At 74.9% G+C, this 18,532-nt stretch carries 17 protein-coding genes and 1 pseudogene; 9 read left to right on the forward strand and 9 right to left on the reverse strand.

Translation table 11 applies throughout. From position 1 onward, the window contains the following. Window positions 1-149: 149 nt before the first annotated feature. A complete protein-coding gene (locus ABZ135_RS26830) occupies window positions 150-1,298 on the reverse strand; it encodes a DUF2786 domain-containing protein (RefSeq protein WP_356698946.1) in 1,149 nt (382 codons plus the stop codon). Then, window positions 1,295-1,711 (reverse strand): helix-turn-helix domain-containing protein, encoded by a 417-nt coding sequence (locus ABZ135_RS26835; RefSeq protein ID WP_356699062.1) that lies wholly within the window; start codon window positions 1,709-1,711, stop codon window positions 1,295-1,297. The genes ABZ135_RS26830 and ABZ135_RS26835 overlap by 4 nt, the downstream gene beginning before the upstream one ends. Before the next feature lie 225 nt (window positions 1,712-1,936). On the opposite strand from ABZ135_RS26835, the gene ABZ135_RS26840 reads away from it, so the two are divergent. The 4 genes from ABZ135_RS26840 (at window position 1,937) to ABZ135_RS26855 (ending at window position 7,051) form a co-directional block, all read left to right on the forward strand. After that, window positions 1,937-2,755: an NAD(P)H-binding protein gene (locus ABZ135_RS26840; RefSeq protein ID WP_356698948.1), complete on the forward strand. Its 819-nt coding sequence runs from the start codon at window positions 1,937-1,939 to the stop codon at window positions 2,753-2,755. Between the two features lie 154 nt (window positions 2,756-2,909). Next, a complete protein-coding gene (locus tag ABZ135_RS26845) occupies window positions 2,910-3,779 on the forward strand; it encodes an ABC transporter ATP-binding protein (RefSeq protein WP_356698950.1) in 870 nt (289 codons plus the stop codon). Further along, window positions 3,773-6,238, forward strand: coding sequence for an ABC transporter permease (locus ABZ135_RS26850; protein ID WP_356698951.1), 2,466 nt, complete (start codon window positions 3,773-3,775; stop codon window positions 6,236-6,238). Before ABZ135_RS26845 ends, ABZ135_RS26850 begins: the two co-directional genes overlap by 7 nt. A gap of 192 nt (window positions 6,239-6,430) precedes the next feature. Beyond that, a complete protein-coding gene (locus ABZ135_RS26855) occupies window positions 6,431-7,051 on the forward strand; it encodes a hypothetical protein (protein WP_356698953.1) in 621 nt (206 codons plus the stop codon). Between the two features lie 391 nt (window positions 7,052-7,442). On the opposite strand, the gene ABZ135_RS26860 is transcribed toward ABZ135_RS26855, so the two are convergent. Then, a complete protein-coding gene (locus tag ABZ135_RS26860; protein ID WP_356698955.1) occupies window positions 7,443-7,970 on the reverse strand; it encodes a DUF4265 domain-containing protein in 528 nt (175 codons plus the stop codon). 110 nt (window positions 7,971-8,080) lie between these two features. Continuing rightward, a complete protein-coding gene (locus tag ABZ135_RS26865; RefSeq protein ID WP_356698957.1) occupies window positions 8,081-8,998 on the reverse strand; it encodes an NADP-dependent oxidoreductase in 918 nt (305 codons plus the stop codon). Window positions 8,999-9,153: 155 nt separating this feature from the next. Here ABZ135_RS26865 and ABZ135_RS26870 point away from each other — a divergent pair, with 155 nt between their 5' ends. Both ABZ135_RS26870 and ABZ135_RS26875 read left to right on the forward strand, forming a co-directional pair. Further along, window positions 9,154-10,416 (forward strand): LuxR C-terminal-related transcriptional regulator, encoded by a 1,263-nt coding sequence (locus ABZ135_RS26870; RefSeq protein WP_356698959.1) that lies wholly within the window; start codon window positions 9,154-9,156, stop codon window positions 10,414-10,416. A gap of 99 nt (window positions 10,417-10,515) precedes the next feature. Continuing rightward, window positions 10,516-12,234 (forward strand): bifunctional 3'-5' exonuclease/DNA polymerase, encoded by a 1,719-nt coding sequence (locus tag ABZ135_RS26875; RefSeq protein ID WP_356698961.1) that lies wholly within the window; start codon window positions 10,516-10,518, stop codon window positions 12,232-12,234. An 84-nt stretch (window positions 12,235-12,318) separates the two neighbouring features. Here the strand turns inward: ABZ135_RS26875 and ABZ135_RS26880 are convergent, their stop codons facing one another. Together ABZ135_RS26880 and ABZ135_RS26885 are read right to left on the reverse strand one after the other, a co-directional pair. Then, window positions 12,319-13,596 (reverse strand): hypothetical protein, encoded by a 1,278-nt coding sequence (locus tag ABZ135_RS26880; RefSeq protein ID WP_356698963.1) that lies wholly within the window; start codon window positions 13,594-13,596, stop codon window positions 12,319-12,321. 148 nt (window positions 13,597-13,744) lie between these two features. Beyond that, window positions 13,745-14,253 (reverse strand): annotated as a pseudogene (locus tag ABZ135_RS26885) (SigE family RNA polymerase sigma factor). Window positions 14,254-14,505: 252 nt separating this feature from the next. On the opposite strand from ABZ135_RS26885, the gene ABZ135_RS26890 reads away from it, so the two are divergent. Both ABZ135_RS26890 and ABZ135_RS26895 read left to right on the forward strand, forming a co-directional pair. After that, entirely contained in the window at window positions 14,506-14,919 is a 414-nt protein-coding gene (locus tag ABZ135_RS26890; RefSeq protein ID WP_356698965.1) for a DUF6479 family protein, read from the forward strand. 15 nt (window positions 14,920-14,934) lie between these two features. Continuing rightward, window positions 14,935-15,831 carry a sigma factor-like helix-turn-helix DNA-binding protein gene (locus ABZ135_RS26895; RefSeq protein WP_356698967.1) on the forward strand — a complete coding sequence of 299 codons (897 nt, stop codon included), beginning with the start codon at window positions 14,935-14,937 and terminating at the stop codon, window positions 15,829-15,831. Window positions 15,832-15,858: 27 nt separating this feature from the next. Here the strand turns inward: ABZ135_RS26895 and ABZ135_RS26900 are convergent, their stop codons facing one another. Together ABZ135_RS26900 and ABZ135_RS26905 are read right to left on the reverse strand one after the other, a co-directional pair. Next, window positions 15,859-16,200, reverse strand: coding sequence for a VOC family protein (locus ABZ135_RS26900; RefSeq protein ID WP_356698969.1), 342 nt, complete (start codon window positions 16,198-16,200; stop codon window positions 15,859-15,861). Between the two features lie 244 nt (window positions 16,201-16,444). Beyond that, on the reverse strand, window positions 16,445-17,116 hold the full coding sequence (locus tag ABZ135_RS26905) for a pyridoxamine 5'-phosphate oxidase family protein (RefSeq protein WP_356698971.1): 672 nt from the start codon (window positions 17,114-17,116) through the stop codon (window positions 16,445-16,447). 222 nt (window positions 17,117-17,338) lie between these two features. On the opposite strand from ABZ135_RS26905, the gene lepB reads away from it, so the two are divergent. Then, window positions 17,339-18,106 carry a signal peptidase I gene (lepB, locus tag ABZ135_RS26910; protein ID WP_356698973.1) on the forward strand — a complete coding sequence of 256 codons (768 nt, stop codon included), beginning with the start codon at window positions 17,339-17,341 and terminating at the stop codon, window positions 18,104-18,106. A gap of 27 nt (window positions 18,107-18,133) precedes the next feature. Here lepB and ABZ135_RS26915 read toward each other — a convergent pair whose 3' ends face one another. Beyond that, window positions 18,134-18,283 carry a hypothetical protein gene (locus ABZ135_RS26915; RefSeq protein WP_356698975.1) on the reverse strand — a complete coding sequence of 50 codons (150 nt, stop codon included), beginning with the start codon at window positions 18,281-18,283 and terminating at the stop codon, window positions 18,134-18,136. Window positions 18,284-18,532: the final 249 nt, after the last annotated feature.

Genomic DNA, 18,532 nt, shown 5'->3' on the forward strand with positions numbered 1-18,532 from the left:
CTCCCCCTCCCCCCCGCTCGTCCGATCCGGTGCGGACGGCGCCCGCATGGGCGCCGTCCCGTGTGCCCACCCGTCCCGCCCTGCGGGACGATTGCCCACACGGGCGGGGGCGACGGCCCACGTGGGCGGCGGCGCGCACCCCGGCGGCGCTACGGCGGGCTCGGGGGCCCCGGGAGGCGGGGGGTGGGCGGGCGGAGGCCGGCGCGGTCGGCGGCGGAGGTGCCGTGCGCCCACCCCGCCTCGTCCCACGCCGCCCGCACCCGGCTCGTCCGGGTCTCCGGAAAGAGCTCGTCCGTCCGCGCCGTCACCGCCACCTCCCGCGAGGCGAGCGCCGGCAGCAGCGTCGGCGCCTCCGCGGCCACCCGCCGGCTGGTCGACGCGAGCCGCGCGCCGAGCCGGTTCGCGTAGGCCAGCAGGAAGGACTGACGGAAGGACTTGGTCCGCTTACGTCCGCCCGCCCGCTGCTCCGCCTCCGCCCGCGTCATCGCGGCCGTCCCCTGCACCAGCAGCGACGTGTAGAGGAGCTCCACCGGCTCCAGGTCGGCCTCGAAGCCGACGACCGTCGAGAAGCCGAAGCCCTCGTTCCACACCGCCCGGCAGTGGTTCGCCGTCGCCACCGCGTCCAGGAGGATCGCCTTGGCCTGCTCGTACGGCGGGTCCACCCCGATCCGCACCGCCCCCGGCGTCTCCGGCGAGGGCGCGCCCGCCGCCAGGGTCGCCTCGTCGAGGCTGTGCCGGGCCATCAGCTCCTGGGCCTTGGCGGTGAGGGCCTCCGCCTCCTCCGCGTACGTCGTCGCCTCCGCCTTCGCGAGCAGCGCCCGGATCCGCGACAGCGTCTTCGGCTCGCCCGCGACGGCGGGCGGCAGGGCCTCGCCCGGCACGGGCCCGACGGCGTCGAGGCGCGGCAGCCGGACGAGGAGCCGGTAGAGCTCCAGGACGGCCGTCGCGTACGAGAAGCGGTCCGGCGCCGTCCAGACGGCGAGGTCGTCGAGCGCGTCGAGCTGCGCCTGCCAGCGGTGCGGGAGCCGCTCGTACCGCGCGGTCTCCGCCCTGACGATCCCGGCGAGCAACCGTACGTGCTCGTCGGACAGTTCGCGGCGGGCCATCCGCACCAGATCGGCCGGCTGCCAGCCCCTGGTCCACAGCGAGCGGACGAACTCCTCGCCTCGCCGCGCCAGTTCGGCGTCCACCGAGCGGTCGGCGGCGGCGATCAGCGAGGCCGCCGCGTCGAGCGCGTGGTCGTCCTCCCTGTCTCCGTGCCCGTACAGCGCCTTGAGCGCCTCGTCCACGATGCTCATGCCGGGTGCCCCGCGTCCGCCGCGTCCGCCGCGTGCCTCGCGTCCCACTCCTCGCGGGAGCGGGCGATGGTGGACCGGTGGTCGAGGGACCAGTCGATCAGTTGCTTGATCAGGTGGGTCATGCTGTGTCCGGTCTCGGTGAGGGAGTACTCGACCTGCGGCGGAGTGGTCGGGTACACCTGCCGCGACACCAGCCCGTCCCGCTCTAGTCGGCGCAGCGTGAAGGTCAGCATGCGCTGCGAGACGCCCTCGACGAGCCGCTGGAGCTCCTTGAAGCGCCGCGGCCCCGCCGCGAGCTCCACGACCACGTGGACCGTCCACTTGTCGCCGAGCCGGTCCTGGACGTCCCGTACCCCGCACTCCTCCGCGCAACTGACGATCGGCGCGCCCGGCACGTCCGCCGCGTCCGGCACGTCCGCCGCGTCCGGCACGTCCGCCGTGTCCGGCGCCACCCCGACGGCCGTGACCGTCGCGGCTGCCGGGATATCCCGCGTCACCGGGACCGCCGAGTCCTCCGGGACGGTTACATCCGTGTGCCCCTCCGACATCAATGTGCCTCCTTACAAGATCGCGCCCACCAGGCCACGATGGTCCCAGGCACCTCGCCGTCACCACCAACAGACTCCCAGGGGGAATCCATGCTGCTCGTCACCGGTGTCTCCGGCGCGCTCGGCTCGCTCGTCGCGGAGCGGGTCGCCGGCCGCGACGACGTCGTCCTCGGCACCCGTGCCGGTTCTCCCGGCACCCGGCTCGTCGACTTCGACGACCCGTCGACCCTTCCCGACGCCTTCGCCGGGATCGACACACTGCTGCTGATATCGGCCGGTTACGGGGAGGACGACGTCGTCGTCGCCCGACACGAGGCCGCCGTCTCCGCCGCCGAGCGGGCCGGTGTCGGCCACGTCGTGTACACCAGCCTCTCCGGCGACGGCGACCACCTCACGTACGCGCTGGCCCACCGCTGGACCGAGCGGCGGCTCCAGCGGTCCACGCTGGACTGGACGATCCTGCGCAACGGCCTCTACGCCGAGTTCCTGACCTGGATCGCCACCCCCGACGCCGACCACCGCATCACGGGGCCGCTCGGCTCGGGCGGGCTCGCGGCCGTGGCCCGCGCCGACCTGGCCGACATCGCGGTCTCCGTCGCCACCGACCCCGCCCCGCACGCGGGCCGCGTCTACGAGCTCGTCGGCGAACGCGCGCTGGGCGGCGCGGACCTGGCGGCGGCGCTCGGCGCCACGTACGAGCCGGTGACGCTGGCGGAGGCCCGTACCGCCATCGCCGCCTCCGGCGCACAGCCCTTCCAGGTGCCGATGCTGGCCAGCACGTATTCGGCGATCGCCCACGGCTTCATGGACGGCTCGGGCGTGAAGAGCGACCTGCGCGAACTGCTCGGCGGCCGGGAGCCGCTGGACGCCCTGGAGGTGTTCGTGGCGGCCGTACGGGCCGAAGCCTGAGCCGAGACCAGGACCGGGACCGAGGCCAGGACCGAGACCGAGACCGGGACCGGGACCGGGACCGCGATCGTGGCGGAGGGGTAGGTCTGGCCCTACCCCGAGGACGCCCGCTGGTGGTCGTGATCGGGGCACGCGGAAACGGTTCGCTGGAGGCATGACCTCGACGAACACCGCAACGAGGGCCGGAGCCACCGCCGGCCCCACCGCCGACGCCGTCACCGCCCCCGCCGTACGGCTCCGCGGACTGCGCCGCCACCACCGGGACGTCCGTGCCCTCGACGGCGTCGACCTCGACTTCCCCACCGGCACGTTCACCGCTGTCATGGGCCCGTCCGGCTCCGGAAAGTCCACGCTGCTCCAGTGCGCGGCCGGGCTCGACCGGCCGACGGCGGGCAGCGTGGAGATCGACGGCATCCCGCTCGCGGGCCTGAGCGAGCGGCGGCTGACGCTGCTGCGCCGCGAGCGGATCGGTTTCGTCTTCCAGTCCTTCAACCTGCTGCCCTCGCTCACGGCCGCCCAGAACGTGGCCCTCCCGCTCCGCCTCGCCGGCCGCCGCCCGTCCCGTACGCGGGTCCGCGACGCGCTCGCCCGGGTCGGCCTCGCGGACCGCGAGCGCCACCGCCCCGGCGAACTCTCCGGCGGCCAGCAACAGCGCGTCGCCCTCGCCCGCGCGCTCATCACCCCGCCCGCCGTGCTCTTCGGCGACGAGCCGACCGGCGCCCTCGACTCCACGACGGGCCGCGAGGTGCTGACCATGCTGCGCGAACTGGTCGACCGGGACGGCCAGACGATCGTCATGGTCACCCACGACCCGGTGGCGGCGGCCCGGGCCGACCGAGTGGTGTTCCTGGTCGACGGCCGGTCGGCGGGCGAGCTGTACGCGCCGACGCCGGAGGCCGTGGCGGCCCGGATGGCGGGGCTCGAGGACGCCACCGGCCGTGCGCGCCTCGATGCCGCCCCGGCGGCGAAGCCGGAGACGCGCACGGGCACCTCGATGCCGACGGCGGGTGGTTCCCCGTGCTGACCGTCGTGCTCGCCGGGATGAGGGCCCGCTGGGCCTCCTTCGTCGGCGGCTTCACCGCGCTCGCGCTCGGCGTCGGGCTGGTCGCCGTCATGGGACTCGGGCTGTCCACGACCCTGAACGCGCCCGAGCGCGCGCCGGTGCGATTCGCGTCCGCGCCCGTCGTCGTGCAGGGTCAGGACCGGCTCGCCGTCGAGGTGCGGCGCGGGCCGGGGAAAGCGGTCGCCACCGCGCCGCTGGACCGTCCACAGCCTGTGGACAGCGAACTCCTGCGCGAACTGCGCGCCCGCTGGACGGTGACCACCGCCCCGCCGACCCCCTCCCCGCCGGCTCCCTCCCCGCCAGCTCCCTCCCCGCCGAGCCGCGTGGACGGATCCCACGCGGCAGGCCCCCACGCGGTCGGCCCCCACGCGGCAGGCCCCGACGCGGTCGGGGTCCACGCCCCCGCCCCGGAGGTCCGGGCCCTCGTCGGTGACCGGGCGCGGGTCCTGACCGGCCAGGAGCGGCGGGCGGTCGACCCCGAGGCCGCCGAGGACGCGCGGGCCCTCGTGACGCTCAACGCCCTGCTCGGCACCGCGGGCGGTGTCACCGCCTTCGTCTCGGTCTTCGTCGTCGCCTCCACCTTCGCCTTCGCCGTGGCCCTGCGCCGCCGCGAGTACGGCCTCCTGCGCACGGCGGGCGCCACGCCCGGCCAGGTCCGCCGGATGCTGCTCGCCGAGGCGGCGGGCGTCGGCGTGCTCGCCTCGGCCGCCGGGTGCCTGCTCGGCGCGTGGGGCGCGCCGCTGCTCGCCGGGGCGCTGGTGGACGGCGGGGTGGCACCGACCTGGTTCACGATCGGGACCGGCGGCGGTTCCCGGCCCTTCCACGCCGCCTACGGGGTCGCCTTCTGCACCGGCGTGACCGTCGCCCTCGCGGGCGCCTTCGCCGCGTCGCGGCGGGCGGGGCGGGTCGGGCCGACGGCCGCGCTGCGCGAGGCGGACGTCGACACCGACGTCCTGCCGCGCGGCCGGGCGCTGTGCGGTGCGGCACTGCTCCTGACGGGCCTCGGCCTGCTGGTGTGGACGTGGGCGACGGACCCGTCCGCGCTCCTGAAGCGGAAGACGTACACGACCCAGCCGATGCTGCTGATCACCGGCGTCGCCCTGCTCGCCCCGCTCCTCGTCCGGCCCGCCGCCCGCGCGCTGCGCCTGCCGGGTGCGGTCGGCACGCTCGTACGGGAGAACAGCGCGGCCTCCGTACGCCGTACCGCCGCCGTCGCCGCCCCCGTCCTGGTGACGGTCGCCCTCGCCGGCACCCTCCTCGGCTCGGCGGCGACCGTGACCGCCGCCAAGGCGGCGGAGGCGCGGCGGCAGACGACGGCCGCGTACGTGACGACCGGCCGCGACCTGCCCCGTACGGGCACGGCCACGGGGGCGACCTCCGTCTTCGTACGGGACGGGGCGGAAGCCCTGGTCAAGTACGGCGCGCGGGCCGTGGCCGACCCGGCCGCCTGGGCCTCCTCGGCCTGCCTGCCCGTGCTCGCGGGCGATCTGCGGAGCCTGGACGACCGGTCGATCGTCGTGAACGAGGAGTTCGAGCGCCGGACCGTCGGCGACACCGTGGAGGTGTGGCTCGCGGACGGGCGAGGCCCGGTGCGCCTCCGCGTCGCCGCCGTCCTCGCCCGGGGTACGGGCGACAACGGCCCGTACGTGACCTGGGCGAACGCCCCGGGGGCGACGGCGGACCGCATCGACACGGGCAAGGCGGGGGCGGTCGCTCCCGGTGTCCGGGCGGCCGCGCCGGTCGGGGGCCCGGCGGCCCCAGCGGCGGGCTCTCGCCCGGCGAGCGGGGCCGACCCGGTCGCCCCGGCAGGCCCCGTCGGGCGGGCGGGTGCGCACCGGGCCGGTGCCGGTGCCAACACAGACGTCGCCCCGGACACAGGCACAGGCGCGGGCGCAGGTGTCGGCTCCCGTACGGGCAGCCCCAAGCCCCCAAAGCCCCCCGAGCCCTCACCCGCACCAGCACCCGCACCCGCAGCCGCAGCCGCACCCGGCAGCGTCACGCGGACCGTCGACGCGTGGGCCGCCGCCACCCACCCGGTCACCACCCCGCAGACCCGCCTCGGGCTGCTGCTGGTCCTCGGCATCGCGCTGGTCTATACGGTGATCGCCCTCGCCAACACCCTGCTCATGGCCACGTCGGTGCGCGGCCCCGAACTGGCCGCCCTGCGCCTGGCAGGGGCCACCCGGGCGCAGATCCTGCGCGTGGTCGCGGGCGAGTCGCTGCTCGCGGTCGGCATCGGCACGGTCCTGGGCCTCGGCGTCACGGCCGTCTGCCTCGGTGGCCTGGCGGCCGGGCTCGCCGCCCTCTCCGCGCCGGTGGTGCTCACCGTCCCCTGGGGGACGGTCGGCGCGGCGGCGGGGGTGTGCGCGCTGGTCGCGACGGCGGCCTCGGTGCTCCCCGCGTGGCGGCTGACCCGCTGAGGGGTGAGGCTGGTAAGTCGGGACGGGACAGGGACTGGGGTCGGAGCCGGGTCCCCGTCCCGTCCCGCCTGCCGGCACCCAGCGCCGCCCGCCCGGGCGCCTTCGCCCCCAGACGCACCTCGCCGTCACCCACACGGGTAGTCATATGCCATAGGCATCTCCCTCCCCCGCTCCGCGGCCTACCGTGCGGCCATGCTCACGCTCCCCCGCTTCACCCCGACGCCCGTCTTCCGCCTCCTGGGCCTGCCCCGTCCGCCCGAGGCGCTGGTCCAGGTCCTGCCGCCCGCGCCCGGAGTGGACAGCGTGCTGCGGGTGATCCCGCCCTCGCCGGGCCGGGCGTTCGTCCTCGCCCTGGACGTGCGGAACCGCCAGGATCCGCAGCGGGCCAGGGCGTGGACCGCGTGCCTGCCGGGGCTGCGGGACCGGTACGGCGCGCCCGCGGTCCTCCTCGCCGTCTGCGCCGACCGGTCCACGGCCACCTGGGCGGCGGGGCCCTTCACCACCGGCCTCGGCTGCTGGCCCGCCCTGAGCCTGCGCCCCCTGGTCCTCGGCCCCACGGACACGCGCCCCGTCACTACCGCGCCCGCCGCGACCGCCGATCTCGCCACCGCCACGCTCTCCGCCCTCGCCCACTCCCGCGGCTCCCGCGCCGGTGCCGCCCTCGCCGCGCTGTCCCAGGCCCTGAGCTCGGCGGCCCCGGAGACCCGCGCGTACTGCTCCACCCTCCTGGAGACGGGCCTCGGCGACAGCCTCGCGGGAGCGACCTGGCGACGGCTCACGGGCTTGCGCCGCGCTGTCGGCGGGAGCCGCTAACGTGCCCACGCGTGGCTGACGCAGTTCATGTCCACCGCCTGGGACGACCACGAGGCCGCGTACACGGCGGGGCTCGCCGACTCCATCGAGAAGGACTACGGCAGCCTCCACGAGATCTACGGCGAGAGCTCCGATCCCGATGCCTGGCTCCCGGTCTTCGGCGGGCGCCAGCCCGCGGACGCCCCGGCCGACCGGCTGGTCACCGACCGAGGTGCGGGACATCTTCACGGGGCATCACCACAGCCTCTGCGCCTTCTACGCACGGGCCGCCGCGGCCGGCCACGCCGTGGTCAAGGCCGGCTGGTTCTAGACCGGTTGGTCCGAGGACGGCTGGTTCTAGACCGGTTGGTCCGAGGCCGGCTGGTTCCCGGCACTCATCCCCCGCCCACCCTCACGCCGCGTTCCACGCGTCCGTGGTGCAGCCGGTCTCCCAATGCCACCACCCGTCCTCAACGCCCCGTTCGAGGAGGGCCTTGATCTCCGTCAGCGGGGCGTCGGCCGGGACGGTGAGGGCGACCAGCGGGAAGTCCGCGCTGAACGACTCGCCGCCGAGACCGAAGGGAGCGAACCGCTCGTGCACCGCGCGGGCGCTCGGCCCCAGCGGCCCATGGCGCTCGGGCAGGACGCGGACCGTGACGTTCCCGGAGGCCGCGGCCCGGCCGGTGGCCCAGTGCAGGCCCTCGCCGTCCGTCCGGTACCGCACGACATCGCCTTCGGCCACGCCGTCCTGGAGGAACGGCACGTTGGCCACCCGCGCCGTGTCCGCGCCCACCGGCACGGCCCACAGCCCCTCGGTGTCCTGCGGCAGCCAGCCCTCACGGGGAACGAACTGGAACCAGATCTTGATGCGATCCCGGTCCCGGTCCGGGCCCCGGCCCTGTTCACGGCCCTGGTCACGGTCGCCGTACGTCTCGGTCACCCCGCGAGAGTAGCCCCGAGACGTCGGCCACCCTGCCCGACGAGCCCGACCAGCCCGACCAGCCCGACCAGCCCGACACGAGACGGACGCACCCCGTCCCCCGCCCCGCCCTACGGCAGCAGCACCAGCTTGCCCCGGACGTGCCCCGACTCGCTCAGTTCCTGGGCGCGGGCGGCCTCCTTCAGCGGGAAGGTCTCCGCGATGTCGATCCGCAGCCCGCCCCCGGCGGCCAGGGCGGCCAGCTCCGCCAGCCACGTGCGAGCGGTCGCCGCCTCGACGGTGACGCCGGAGAAGACGATGCCGTGGTCGGCGGCGTCCGGCGCGGCGATGGTGACGATCCGTGCGGTCTCGCCGCCGAGCAGCTCGATCGACACCGGCAGGGTGTCGTGGCCGGCCGCGTCGAAGACCGCGTCGACGCCCTGCGGGGCGGCCGCGCGGACCCGGTCGGCCAGGCCCTCCCCGTACGCCACCGGGATCACACCCAGCGCGCGCAGGAAGTCGTGGTTGCGCTCGGAGGCCGTGCCGACCACCGTCACGCCCGCCGCCACGGCGAGCTGGGCGGCGACGGCCCCCACCGCCCCCGCCGCGCCGTGCAGGAGCAGCGTCTCGCCGCGCGTGACGCCGAGCAGCTCCAGGACGCGACGGGAGGTCTCGCCGGCGACCGGGATGCTCGCGGCGTGCTCCCAGGAGAGACCGGCCGGCTTGCGGGCGACGGTGTCGGCGATCGCGTACGCGGCGTAGGCGCCGGTCTTCGTCCAGCCGAACACCTCGTCGCCGACGGCCAGTTCCGTCACGCCCTCGCCGATCGCGTCGACCGTTCCCGAGAACTCCAGGCCGGGCACGGCCGGGAAGGTCGTCGGGTAGAACTCCTCCACCCAGCCGTAACGCCGCTTCCAGTCCAACGGGTTGACGCCGACGGCCGCCACCTTGACCCGTACCTCACCCGGTCCGGGCTCGGGCGCGGTCACGTCCGACGCGTGGCGCAGCACCTCGGGGCCGCCGAACTCCTCGTACACGATCGCTTCCATGATTCCCCCTCGTAGTCCCTGAGTTGGGGATCCTGCGATCCCCGACCGCTCACGATCCCTTGCGATGGCTCAAGCTTCCGTCCCGCACCGTCCCGCCCCGGCCAGTCGAACGGACAGTCCCACCTGGCCGAAAGGACGGCCGTACCCTGGCCACCATGGAACTGACCCCGATCGGCGCCCTGTTGGCGGCCCGCGACATCGTCGGCCAGCCGCTCGGCGAGATCCTGCCCCGCCTCTCCGAGGTCCTGGCGCCGCTGATCCCGCACCGGGCCGCGGCGGAGCTCTCCACGCACTGCGCGCACTCGCCGTTCAAGCGGACCGCCACCGACCTGCCCTTCACGGCCGCCGAGCTCACCCCGCTGCTCGCCGCCGGCACCCCGGGCCGGCCCTGGCAGGGGCGCGCCACCGTCGGCGGGGCGGAGCGCGAGGTGATCGCGGTACGGAGCGACGCCACGCCCCGCGGTTCGGTCCTGGTGCTCGTACGGGAGGACGGCGCCGAGCCGGCCGGGGAGGCCGAACTCGCGGTGGCGCAGGCCCTGTGGGACCTGGTGACCAGCCACCTCGACCGGTTCGCGAGCGAGGCCGTGCCCGGTGCGCTGGCCCGTTCGCGGACGGCGGCCGACACCCGGGCGCGGGTCACCGCCGAGCTGACCACCGCGCACGCGGCCGCCCTCTCCGGTGTGCTCGCGGTGCTCCGCAGCCGCGCCCTGGACGACTCCGCGGCCCGCGCGACCGCCACCGACCTGGCCGTGTCGGCCCTGATCGAGCTGCGGGCCGAGTCCGAGCGGGACCGCTCGGTCGCCGAGGAACCCGCCTTCGAGGCGTTCGCCCGGCTCGCGGACGCCCTGCGCCCGATGCTGCGGCACAGTCCCGTACGGCTCGAACTCGGCCCGCCGGACGGCCCGGACGCCACCCGTACCCTCCCCGCGGACGTGGCCCACGGCGCCCGCGCGATCGTCCGGGCGCTGCTCCTCGTGGTCCTGGAACAGGAGGCCGTGTCCCGGGTGCACGTGGGCTGGACGCTGACCGAGCACGAACTGCGCGCGACGATACGGGACGACGGCCCCGGTCTCCTCGACGCCTGCCCGCTGGGCGCGGGCAGCGTCACCGACCGCCTCGAGGTGCTGGGCGGGCGCCTCGACATGGACGCGGTCCCGGGTTGGGGCACCACCCTCACCGCCACCGTCCCCCTGTCCACACCGGACCCGCCGGCCGCCGCCATGGACCCCCTGAGGGAGCTCGGCGAGCGCGAACTGGAGGTCCTGACCCACCTGGCCCTCGGTCACCGCAACCGGCAGATCGCGCAGGAGCTCCACATCAGCGAGTCCACGGTGAAGTTCCACGTCGCCAACATCCTCGACAAGCTCGGCGTCGGCTCGCGCGGCGAGGCGGCCGCGCTGTTCCACCGCGCGGCCTAGCCCGGTCCTGGCCCGGGACCCGGACCCGCCTCGTCGCATCGCGTCGCGTCGCGTCGCGTCGCGGGGGCACTGTCAGTGGTGGCTGTCAGACTCGCACCCGTGAACGAAAAGTGGGCTGTCGCGCCCGAGCCGGAGGGCGACGGGGCGCTGCTCGTCGCCCTCGGCGGGAACGGGCGGCCCGTCGGCGAGGTGCGGCGGGAGCCGGATCTGGTGGCGGCCGTGCGGGCGCGGCCGGACGTCACCCGGTGGGTGTGGCGGTCCACGTCCGAGGTGTATCCACGGCTGCTCGCCGCCGGGGTGCGGATCGAGCGGTGTTACGACGTGGAGGTGGCCGAGCAGCTTCTCCTCGGCCACGAGGGGCGCCTCGGCGAGCCCCGCTCGGCCGCCGCGGCCTGGGCCCGGCTGCGGAACGAGCCGGTGCCGCCCGACCCGCCGCTCCGGGCCGCCGAGCCGAAGGCGCAGGACTCCCTCTTCGAGCCGGCCTCCACCGCCGCGCCGCTGCCCTTCGACGCGCTCCTCCAGGTGTACGAGGAGCAGCAGCGCCGGCACGACCGCGCCGAGCATCCGGGCCGGATGCGGCTGCTGACCGCGGCCGAGTCCGCCGGGATGCTGGTCGCCGCCGAGATGCACCGGGCCGGTGTGCCGTGGCGGGCCGATGTGCACCGGGAGGTGCTGCACGGGCTGCTGGGCGAGCGGTACGCGGGCGGGGGCGAGCCGCGCCGCCTCGCGGAGCTGGCGGACGAGGTGTCCGCGGCGTTCGGGCGGCGGGTGCGGCCCGATCTGCCCGCCGACGTGGTGAGGGCCTTCGCGCAGGCCGGTATCCGGCTGCGGTCCACCCGGCGCTGGGAGCTGGAGGAGATCGACCACCCGGCGGTCGCGCCCCTCGTGGCGTACAAGCAGCTCTACCGGATCTGGACCGCGCACGGCTGGTCCTGGCTCCAGGACTGGGTGCGGGACGGCCGCTTCCGTCCCGAGTACCTGCCCGGCGGCACGGTGAGCGGCCGCTGGACCACCAACGGCGGCGGGGCGCTGCAGATCCCGAAGGTCATCCGGCAGGCCGTGGTCGCCGACGAGGGCTGGCGGCTGGTCGTCGCGGACGCCGACCAGATGGAGCCCCGGGTGCTGGCCGCCATCTCCCGCGACCCCGGCCTGATGGAGGTCGCCGGGCACCCCGACGACCTGTACACCCGCCTGTCCGACCGGGCCTTCTCCGGCGACCGCGCGCACGCCAAGCTCGCGCTGCTCGGCGCGATCTACGGGCAGACCAGCGGCGACGGCCTGAAGAACCTGGCCGCGCTGCGCCGCCGCTTCCCGCGCGCGGTGGCGTACGTGGACGACGCGGCCAGAGCCGGCGAGGAGGGCCGGCTCGTCCGCACCTGGCTCGGCCGGACCAGCCCGCGGGCGGCGGGCGCCGGCGAGGACGACGAGGCGGGCATCCCGGACGGATCCGCGCCGGGCGGATCCGGGGAGAGCGGATCCGGCGAGGGCGGGCCCGCGGAGTACGTCCCGGGGTACGCGTCGACCGACGCCCGCGCCCGGGGCCGGTTCACCCGTAACTTCGTCGTCCAGGGCAGCGCCGCCGACTGGGCCCTGCTGATGCTCGCGGCCCTCCGCCGGGCGACCGCCGACATGCGGGCCGAGCTGGTCTTCTTCCAGCACGACGAGGTGATCGTGCACTGCCCGGCGGAGGAGGCCGAGGCGGTCGCGGAGGCGATCCGCGCGGCGGGCGACGAGGCGGGGCGGATCGTGTTCGGGGAGACACCGGTGAGGTTCCCGTTCACGACGGCGACGGTGGAGCGGTACTCGGACGCGAAGTGACCGGGCGGCGGGCACGACGACGGAACGGGGGCGGGCCCCTGGCGGCCCGGGGCCCCGCCGCCGTCCCGGCCAGGTGACTGGTGACTACCGCATCGGCAGCGCGCGCCACTTCGGACTGAGCGCGATCGCCTTGAGCTGGTCGGTGGTGAGGGCCGGCTCGGCGCGGGTGGCCGCCTCGTGCTGGGCACCCGCGTTGAAGGCGGAGACGACGACGCGGAGGCCGTCCTCGCCCAGCGTGTCGGCGCTCCACCAGACGACGCCCTCCCCGCCCTTCTCACCCGGCTGCTTGGACACCTTCACCCGCGTGTTGTCGGCCGTGAACTCGACGTCACCGCCGCTGAAAAGTTCGGCCCGGATGTCGTTCATGCCCGGCTGCACGTTGATCTGGACGAAGCTCCGGCCCTTGCCGTCGTCGACGACGAGGTAGGCGTATCCGCTGTCGCCGCCCTTGTCGACGACCTTCAGGCCCTGCCCCTTGGGCAGCAGCGAGCGGAGGGTCGCCTGGATGTCGGCGGCGCTCGGCTCCGGCGGCGGGGCGACATGGGAGGCACCGGGCTTCCCCTTCTGCGGCAGGGGCTCCGGGATCCGCTGCAGTAGCGGGCGCCAGCCCTCCGCCATGACCAGGGCCTTGAGCTGCGCCGGGTCGAAGGGCGGGTTCTCCCGGCTGACCGGGGAGTCCTTCTGGGTCGCCGCGTTCCACTCGCTCGCGTCGACGAGGAAACCGTCGCCGGTGAGCAGCACGGCCCGCCAGCTCTTGGTCTCGACGCGCTTGTCCGGGTACTCGTAGCCCTGGATGACCATGAGCCGCCCACCGCCGGCCACCCGCTCGCTGGTGCAGTCGTCGTACGGGACGAACGCCTTGTCGGGGCAGGTCACCTGCCCCAGGTTCGATTCCTCGGTGTCGCCCGCCCGGTAGAGACCGAGGGAGACCGCGGCCTTGCCCTGGCCGTCGTCGTAGACGGCGGTCACGGACTGTCCCATGCCGTCGGGGTTGTCGATCTGCCAGGTGCCGGCCGGTGTGTTGGCCTTGAGGACGGCCGCGAGGTCGGCGACCCGGAGCTCGGCCGCCGGGCCGCTGCCCTCGGGAACCGGCTTCGGGCCCGCGACGGAGACGTGCTCCACGCCGCCGCCCGTGCCGCCGCCGGTTCCGGTGCCGAGGAGAGAGCCTCCGTACACCCCGCCGATACCGACCGCGGCGAGGGCGAGGGCCCCGCCGACGGCGGCGAAGCGGCGACGGCGGACCCGACGGCGCCCGCGGGCGAGACCGCCGGCGACGAGCTCGCGGCGGTCGTCGGCCTCGAAACCCTCTCCGGTACGGCGCAGAACGGCGCCCAGTTCCTCTTCGAATCGTCCGTTTGTCACGTCGTGCTCTTCGTGCTGAGGCATGGCGGGATCACGTCTCCGGTCGGTCACGTCGGGAAAGTGAAGCTCAGGTCGGGGGGGTGGGGTGGTGCAGGTGGTGCGGGGGGGTGCAGGTGGCACCAGGGGTGGCACTGGACGGGAGAGCCGGTCAGCGGGCGGCGAACTCGCCGATGGTGCCCCGAGCCTCTCCCGCAGCTTCGCCAGGGCGCGCACCGACCGCGTACGGACGGCCGCGGAGCTGACGTTGAGCGCGTCGGCGGTCTGCTCGATGCTGCGGTCCTCCCAGTAGCGCAGCACCACGACCGCCCGGTCCTTGGGCGCCAGCCCCGCGAGGGCGTCGAGGAGGGCGACGCGCAGGGCCGGGTCGTCACCGGTCTCGGGGAGCCGGTCCGGCAGTACGCCGAGGGGGCGCTCGGTGGCCGAGCGGCGCCTCTGATGGCTGAGGAAGGTCCGTACGAGCACGGTCTGCGCGTAGCCGGCCGGGTTGCCGATCCGGGTCACCCGGCCCCACAGGGCGTACATCCGGCCCAGCGTCTCCTGCACCAGGTCCTCGGCGAGATGGGTGTCACCGCTGGTCAGCAGGCATGCCGAACGAAACAGATGCCCTGATCGGGCGGAGGCGAACTCCAGGAACCCGTCCGCGCGGGACTTTCTCATGTCCCTCCCCTCCGTCGCTGTCACGCGCTGTCACGCGTTCGCTCGCGTCGCTCGCTCGCTCATCCGGCTCGCGACGCACTGACACCTCACTGACGCGACGGCCCGCGCGAAATGTTTCACGTCTCTTTTCCCCGGGGGTTCCCCCGGCCCGGCGCACCGCCCCCGTCACACGTCCCCGTCACACGTCCCCGTCGTCCCCGATCGGCGGCGGCCCGTAGGAACAAAAGGTCGGAAACGGGGTAATCCTGGAGTATGAACACTTTCCTTGTGGACTCCGCTCAGTCCGCCCAGACGGTCAGCACGGCGGCCGGCGTCTGGCAGTCCGGGCTCGCCCAGGTCGTCGGCGGTCTGATCGTGGTGGCCGTCCTCATCGGCGCCTTCGCGCTCGGGATCAGGATCAAGAACAAGGAACTTCCCCCACCGGACCCCGAGTCCCAGCCGCACCGGCCCGACACCGAACAGTTGCCCGGCGAGGTCTCGGAGTACCGCCGACCGGCCGAGATGCCCCAGACCGACGGCGAGCACCGGCTCATGCCGTACCAGCTCAAGGACGGCGGCACCGCGGGCACCGAGACCTCCCCCGAACCGCCGAGCGAGGAGAAGCGCAAGTGGGGCGGCATCTCCAGCGGCGGCTTCGGCAGCGGCGGCCCGGGCCACGGCGACTGAACGAGCGAGCGGGCCGTGCTCACCACGAGCGCCGAGGAGCACCGGACGCGGCTGAGGGCGGTCGCGTACCGGCTGCTCGGCGCGGACGATGCGAACGGCGTGGACGATGTGCACGAGGTGCACGAGGTGCACGAGGTGCACGACGATGCGGTCGAGGCCGACGAGGTCCTGCGAGCGGCCGCACCCCGGCTGACCGGGACCCCGGCGGACCGGGACGTCGTCGCCCGGGCCTGCCTGGAACGTCTGCGCGCGCGTGAGGTCCGCCGCGGCCGCCGCGACCCGCGCGACCGTCAGGGCCGACGGCGGCACCGGCAGGTCATGGAGCGGCCCGGTCCCGGGGCGGCGGAGGAAGCGGCGCTCGACGCCCTGACGCCCTCGGAACGGGTCGCGTTCGTGCTGCACGACGCGTTCGCCGTGCCGTACGAGGAGATCGCCCCCGTCGTGGAGCGCACCCCCGCCGCCGCGCGGCAACTGGTCGCGCGGGCCCGGCGCCGGGTCGAGGGCACGGAGGAGATGCCGGAACCGGACCCGGCGCGGCAGCGGGAGGTCGTCACGGCGCTCCTGGCCGCCGCCGGCAACGGTGACACGGAGGCGCTGCGGGCGCTGCTGGACCCGGATGTGGTGCTGCGGTCCGGCCCCGGAGCACCCGCGCACGTATCCGCCCACGGGGCGACGGCGGTGGCGCGGGCCCTCGCGGACCGGCTCGACGGAGCCCGCCCGGTCCTGGTGGACGGTGCGCCGGGCCTGGCGCGGCCGGGCCCGGACGGGAAGCCGGCGGAGGTCTTCGACTTCACGGTCCTGGACGACCGGGTCACGGCCGTGGACCTGCTGGACGCGGAACACGACGACCTCGGCGGCCTGGACCTACGGCCACTGGACGGGGCTACGGCCTTCGGCCCGTCGTCGCCCTAGTCGTCCGGCGGCCGCCACCCCGTGGGCCTACTCGGCGGACGCCCGCAGACCGATCATGTTGCCGTCCGCGTCCCTCACGGTGGCGATCTCCAGGCCACCCCCGACGTCCTGCACGTCCTGCACGGTCTCCGCCCCTGCGGCGAGCAGGGCTTGGAGCGTGCCGCGCAGGTCGTCGACGTCCCAGAAGGCCACGGCCCCGGTCAGTCCCTTGCCGTGCCCGTTGGGGTCGAGACCGAAGTGCTGCCCGTCGACGTCGAACCCGACGTAGTACGGCGCGTCCACGCTGGGCCCGGTCCCGAGCAGGGCGGTGAACAGGGCCTTGGCCCGCTCCAGGTCCTTCACCGGGTAGATCACCGTGTTCATGGTCATGACGTGCTCCTCGGGGTGGGAGGGACGGGAGGTCACCCCAGTCATGCCCCGCGGCCGACCCGGAGTGCGACGATCCGCGCCGTACGTGCTCCGTCCGGGCGAACCGCCGCGCGGTGCGAACGCCGTCCTCGGCCGACTCGGAGACGCATACGGCCCCGGCCCGGCACCCGACGGGATACCTCTCCAGCCCCCGCCTCAGCCCCTCCGCCCCCACCCCCGCCTCCGCCTCCGCCTCCGCCCCGGACTACGGCTCGCCCACGACCCGCCCCGCCCGCTCCGCGATGTGCGCGGGCGGTTCGATCCCGGCCGGCAGGAGCGGGTCGGCGACCGGCTGCCCGTACCGCGTGACCAGCGGCAGCACCCCGGCCCAGAGCCCCAGCTCCGCGTCCGGCCCCTCCCCGTCGTCCGGCGGCCCGCTCGCGACCTTGACCGACGCCTCGGTGAGGTCGAGGGCCACCAGCGAGGTCGCCGCCAGCTCCTTGCGGCTCGGCTGCCGCACGTAGTCCCACTGGCCCGGCGAGGACTGCTCGGTGAGCGCCCGCAGTCCGCGCAGCTTCTCGTCCGGGTCGGTGACGAGGTGCGGGACGCCGTAGATCATCGCGCTGCGGTAGTTCACCCCGTGCTCGAACACCGACCGTGCGAGCACCAGGCCGTCGACGTGCGTCACGCTGAGGCAGACCACGCCGTCGGGCGCCTGCACGAGGCTGCGGCTCGCGACCGAGCCGTGCACGTAGATCCGGTCGCCCTCGACGCCGTACACGGTCGGCACGACCATCGGTGCCCCGTCCACGACGACCCCGAGGTGACAGAGGAAGCCGGCCGCGAGGACGGCGTCCAGGTCCGCCCGCCGGTGGCTCCCCTTGTGTCGCATCCGCCGCAATCGCGTCCGCTCGGTGACCACGAGCTCCTCGCCCATGCCGCCCCTCCCCGTTCCGCCCGTTCTCCGCGTGTGTCGCGCAGACGCATCCTAGGAAGGCCGCTCACGCCCCGCCGCCGCCGACCACGGAGCGGGACGAGACGGGGCCGGGGTCACTCGTACGTGGTGCAGAGCCGTCGACGGGCGCCTGTGGGGCGCCGTGGGGCCATAGGGTCGTTGCAGACGGCATGGGATCGACGGAGCCAGGGGTAGAGGACGGACATGGGCAACTCGGTGATCGACGCGCGATCCGGCGGGCAGGGACCGGAGGAGGCTCCCTCCGACGAGGCGGGTACCGCCTCCGGGAAGCGGCCGAAGCCGAAGCGGCCGTTCTGGGTGGAGCTGCCGATCCTCGCGTGCGTGGCCCTGGGCCTGGCGTTCCTGATCAAGACCTTCCTGCTCCAGGCGTTCCTGATCCCCTCGGGCTCCATGCAGAACGCCCTGCAGGAGAACGACCGCGTCCTGGTCGACAAGCTCACCCCGTGGTTCGGCTCGGAGCCCGCACGGGGCGAGGTCGTGGTCTTCAAGGACCCGGCCGGCTGGCTCGCGGGCAACCCGGTGCAGGAGCCCAACGTGGCCCAGAAGTTCCTGAGCTTCGTCGGCCTGATGCCGGCGGCCGGGGAGCAGCACCTGATCAAGCGGGTGATCGGCGTGGCCGGTGACACGGTCGAGTGCGTGGGCGAGGGCCCGCTGAAGGTGAACGGCAAGCCGCTCACCGAGCCGTACGTCTACCCCGGCAACACCGCCTGCAGCACGGACCCGAACGGCCAGTTCAAGGTCACGGTCCCCAGCGGCAGCCTGTGGGTGATGGGCGACCACCGACAGAGCTCCCTCGACTCCCGCTACCACCGGAACGACGCCCACGGCGGCATGGTCCCCACCTCGGACATCGTGGGCCGCGCCGTCGTCGTCGCCTGGCCCCTCGGCCACTGGGCGACCCTCCCCGTCCCGGACACCTTCAACCAGCCGGGCCTCGCCCCCGCCCCGTAACACGAACGGGCAGGCCGCTGCCGGGCCCTAGCCGGCCACGATCTCGGCGAGTTCCTCCAACCAGTACCGCACCCGGTGCCACCGGGTGCAGAACCGCTTCGGCCTCCCCCACCGCCGCCCGTCGAGCGGCCGGTGGCACTGCTTGCACCGCCTCGTACGCGTCTGCCGTTCCCCCATGGCCGCGACTCTATCCGCCCTGCCCACCAGGGAGTACGGCCGGAGCCGGGGGAGCGGACCGAACGACGAAACCCCAGGTCAGAAGAGTCCGACCTGGGGTTCCAGAGTGAGCCGCCTTCGGGATTCGAACCCGAGACTTGTCCGATCTTGGTCCGGAGGGGTCCATGGGCGTCCGGGAACCGAGCATCGTTCCTGTTCCGAGAGGTTTCAGCACTCCGGTGGACGTCGGCGAACTCACTCCGATGGATG

Source organism: Streptomyces sp. NPDC006339, from assembly GCF_040612775.1.
GTDB lineage: Bacteria > Actinomycetota > Actinomycetes > Streptomycetales > Streptomycetaceae > Streptomyces.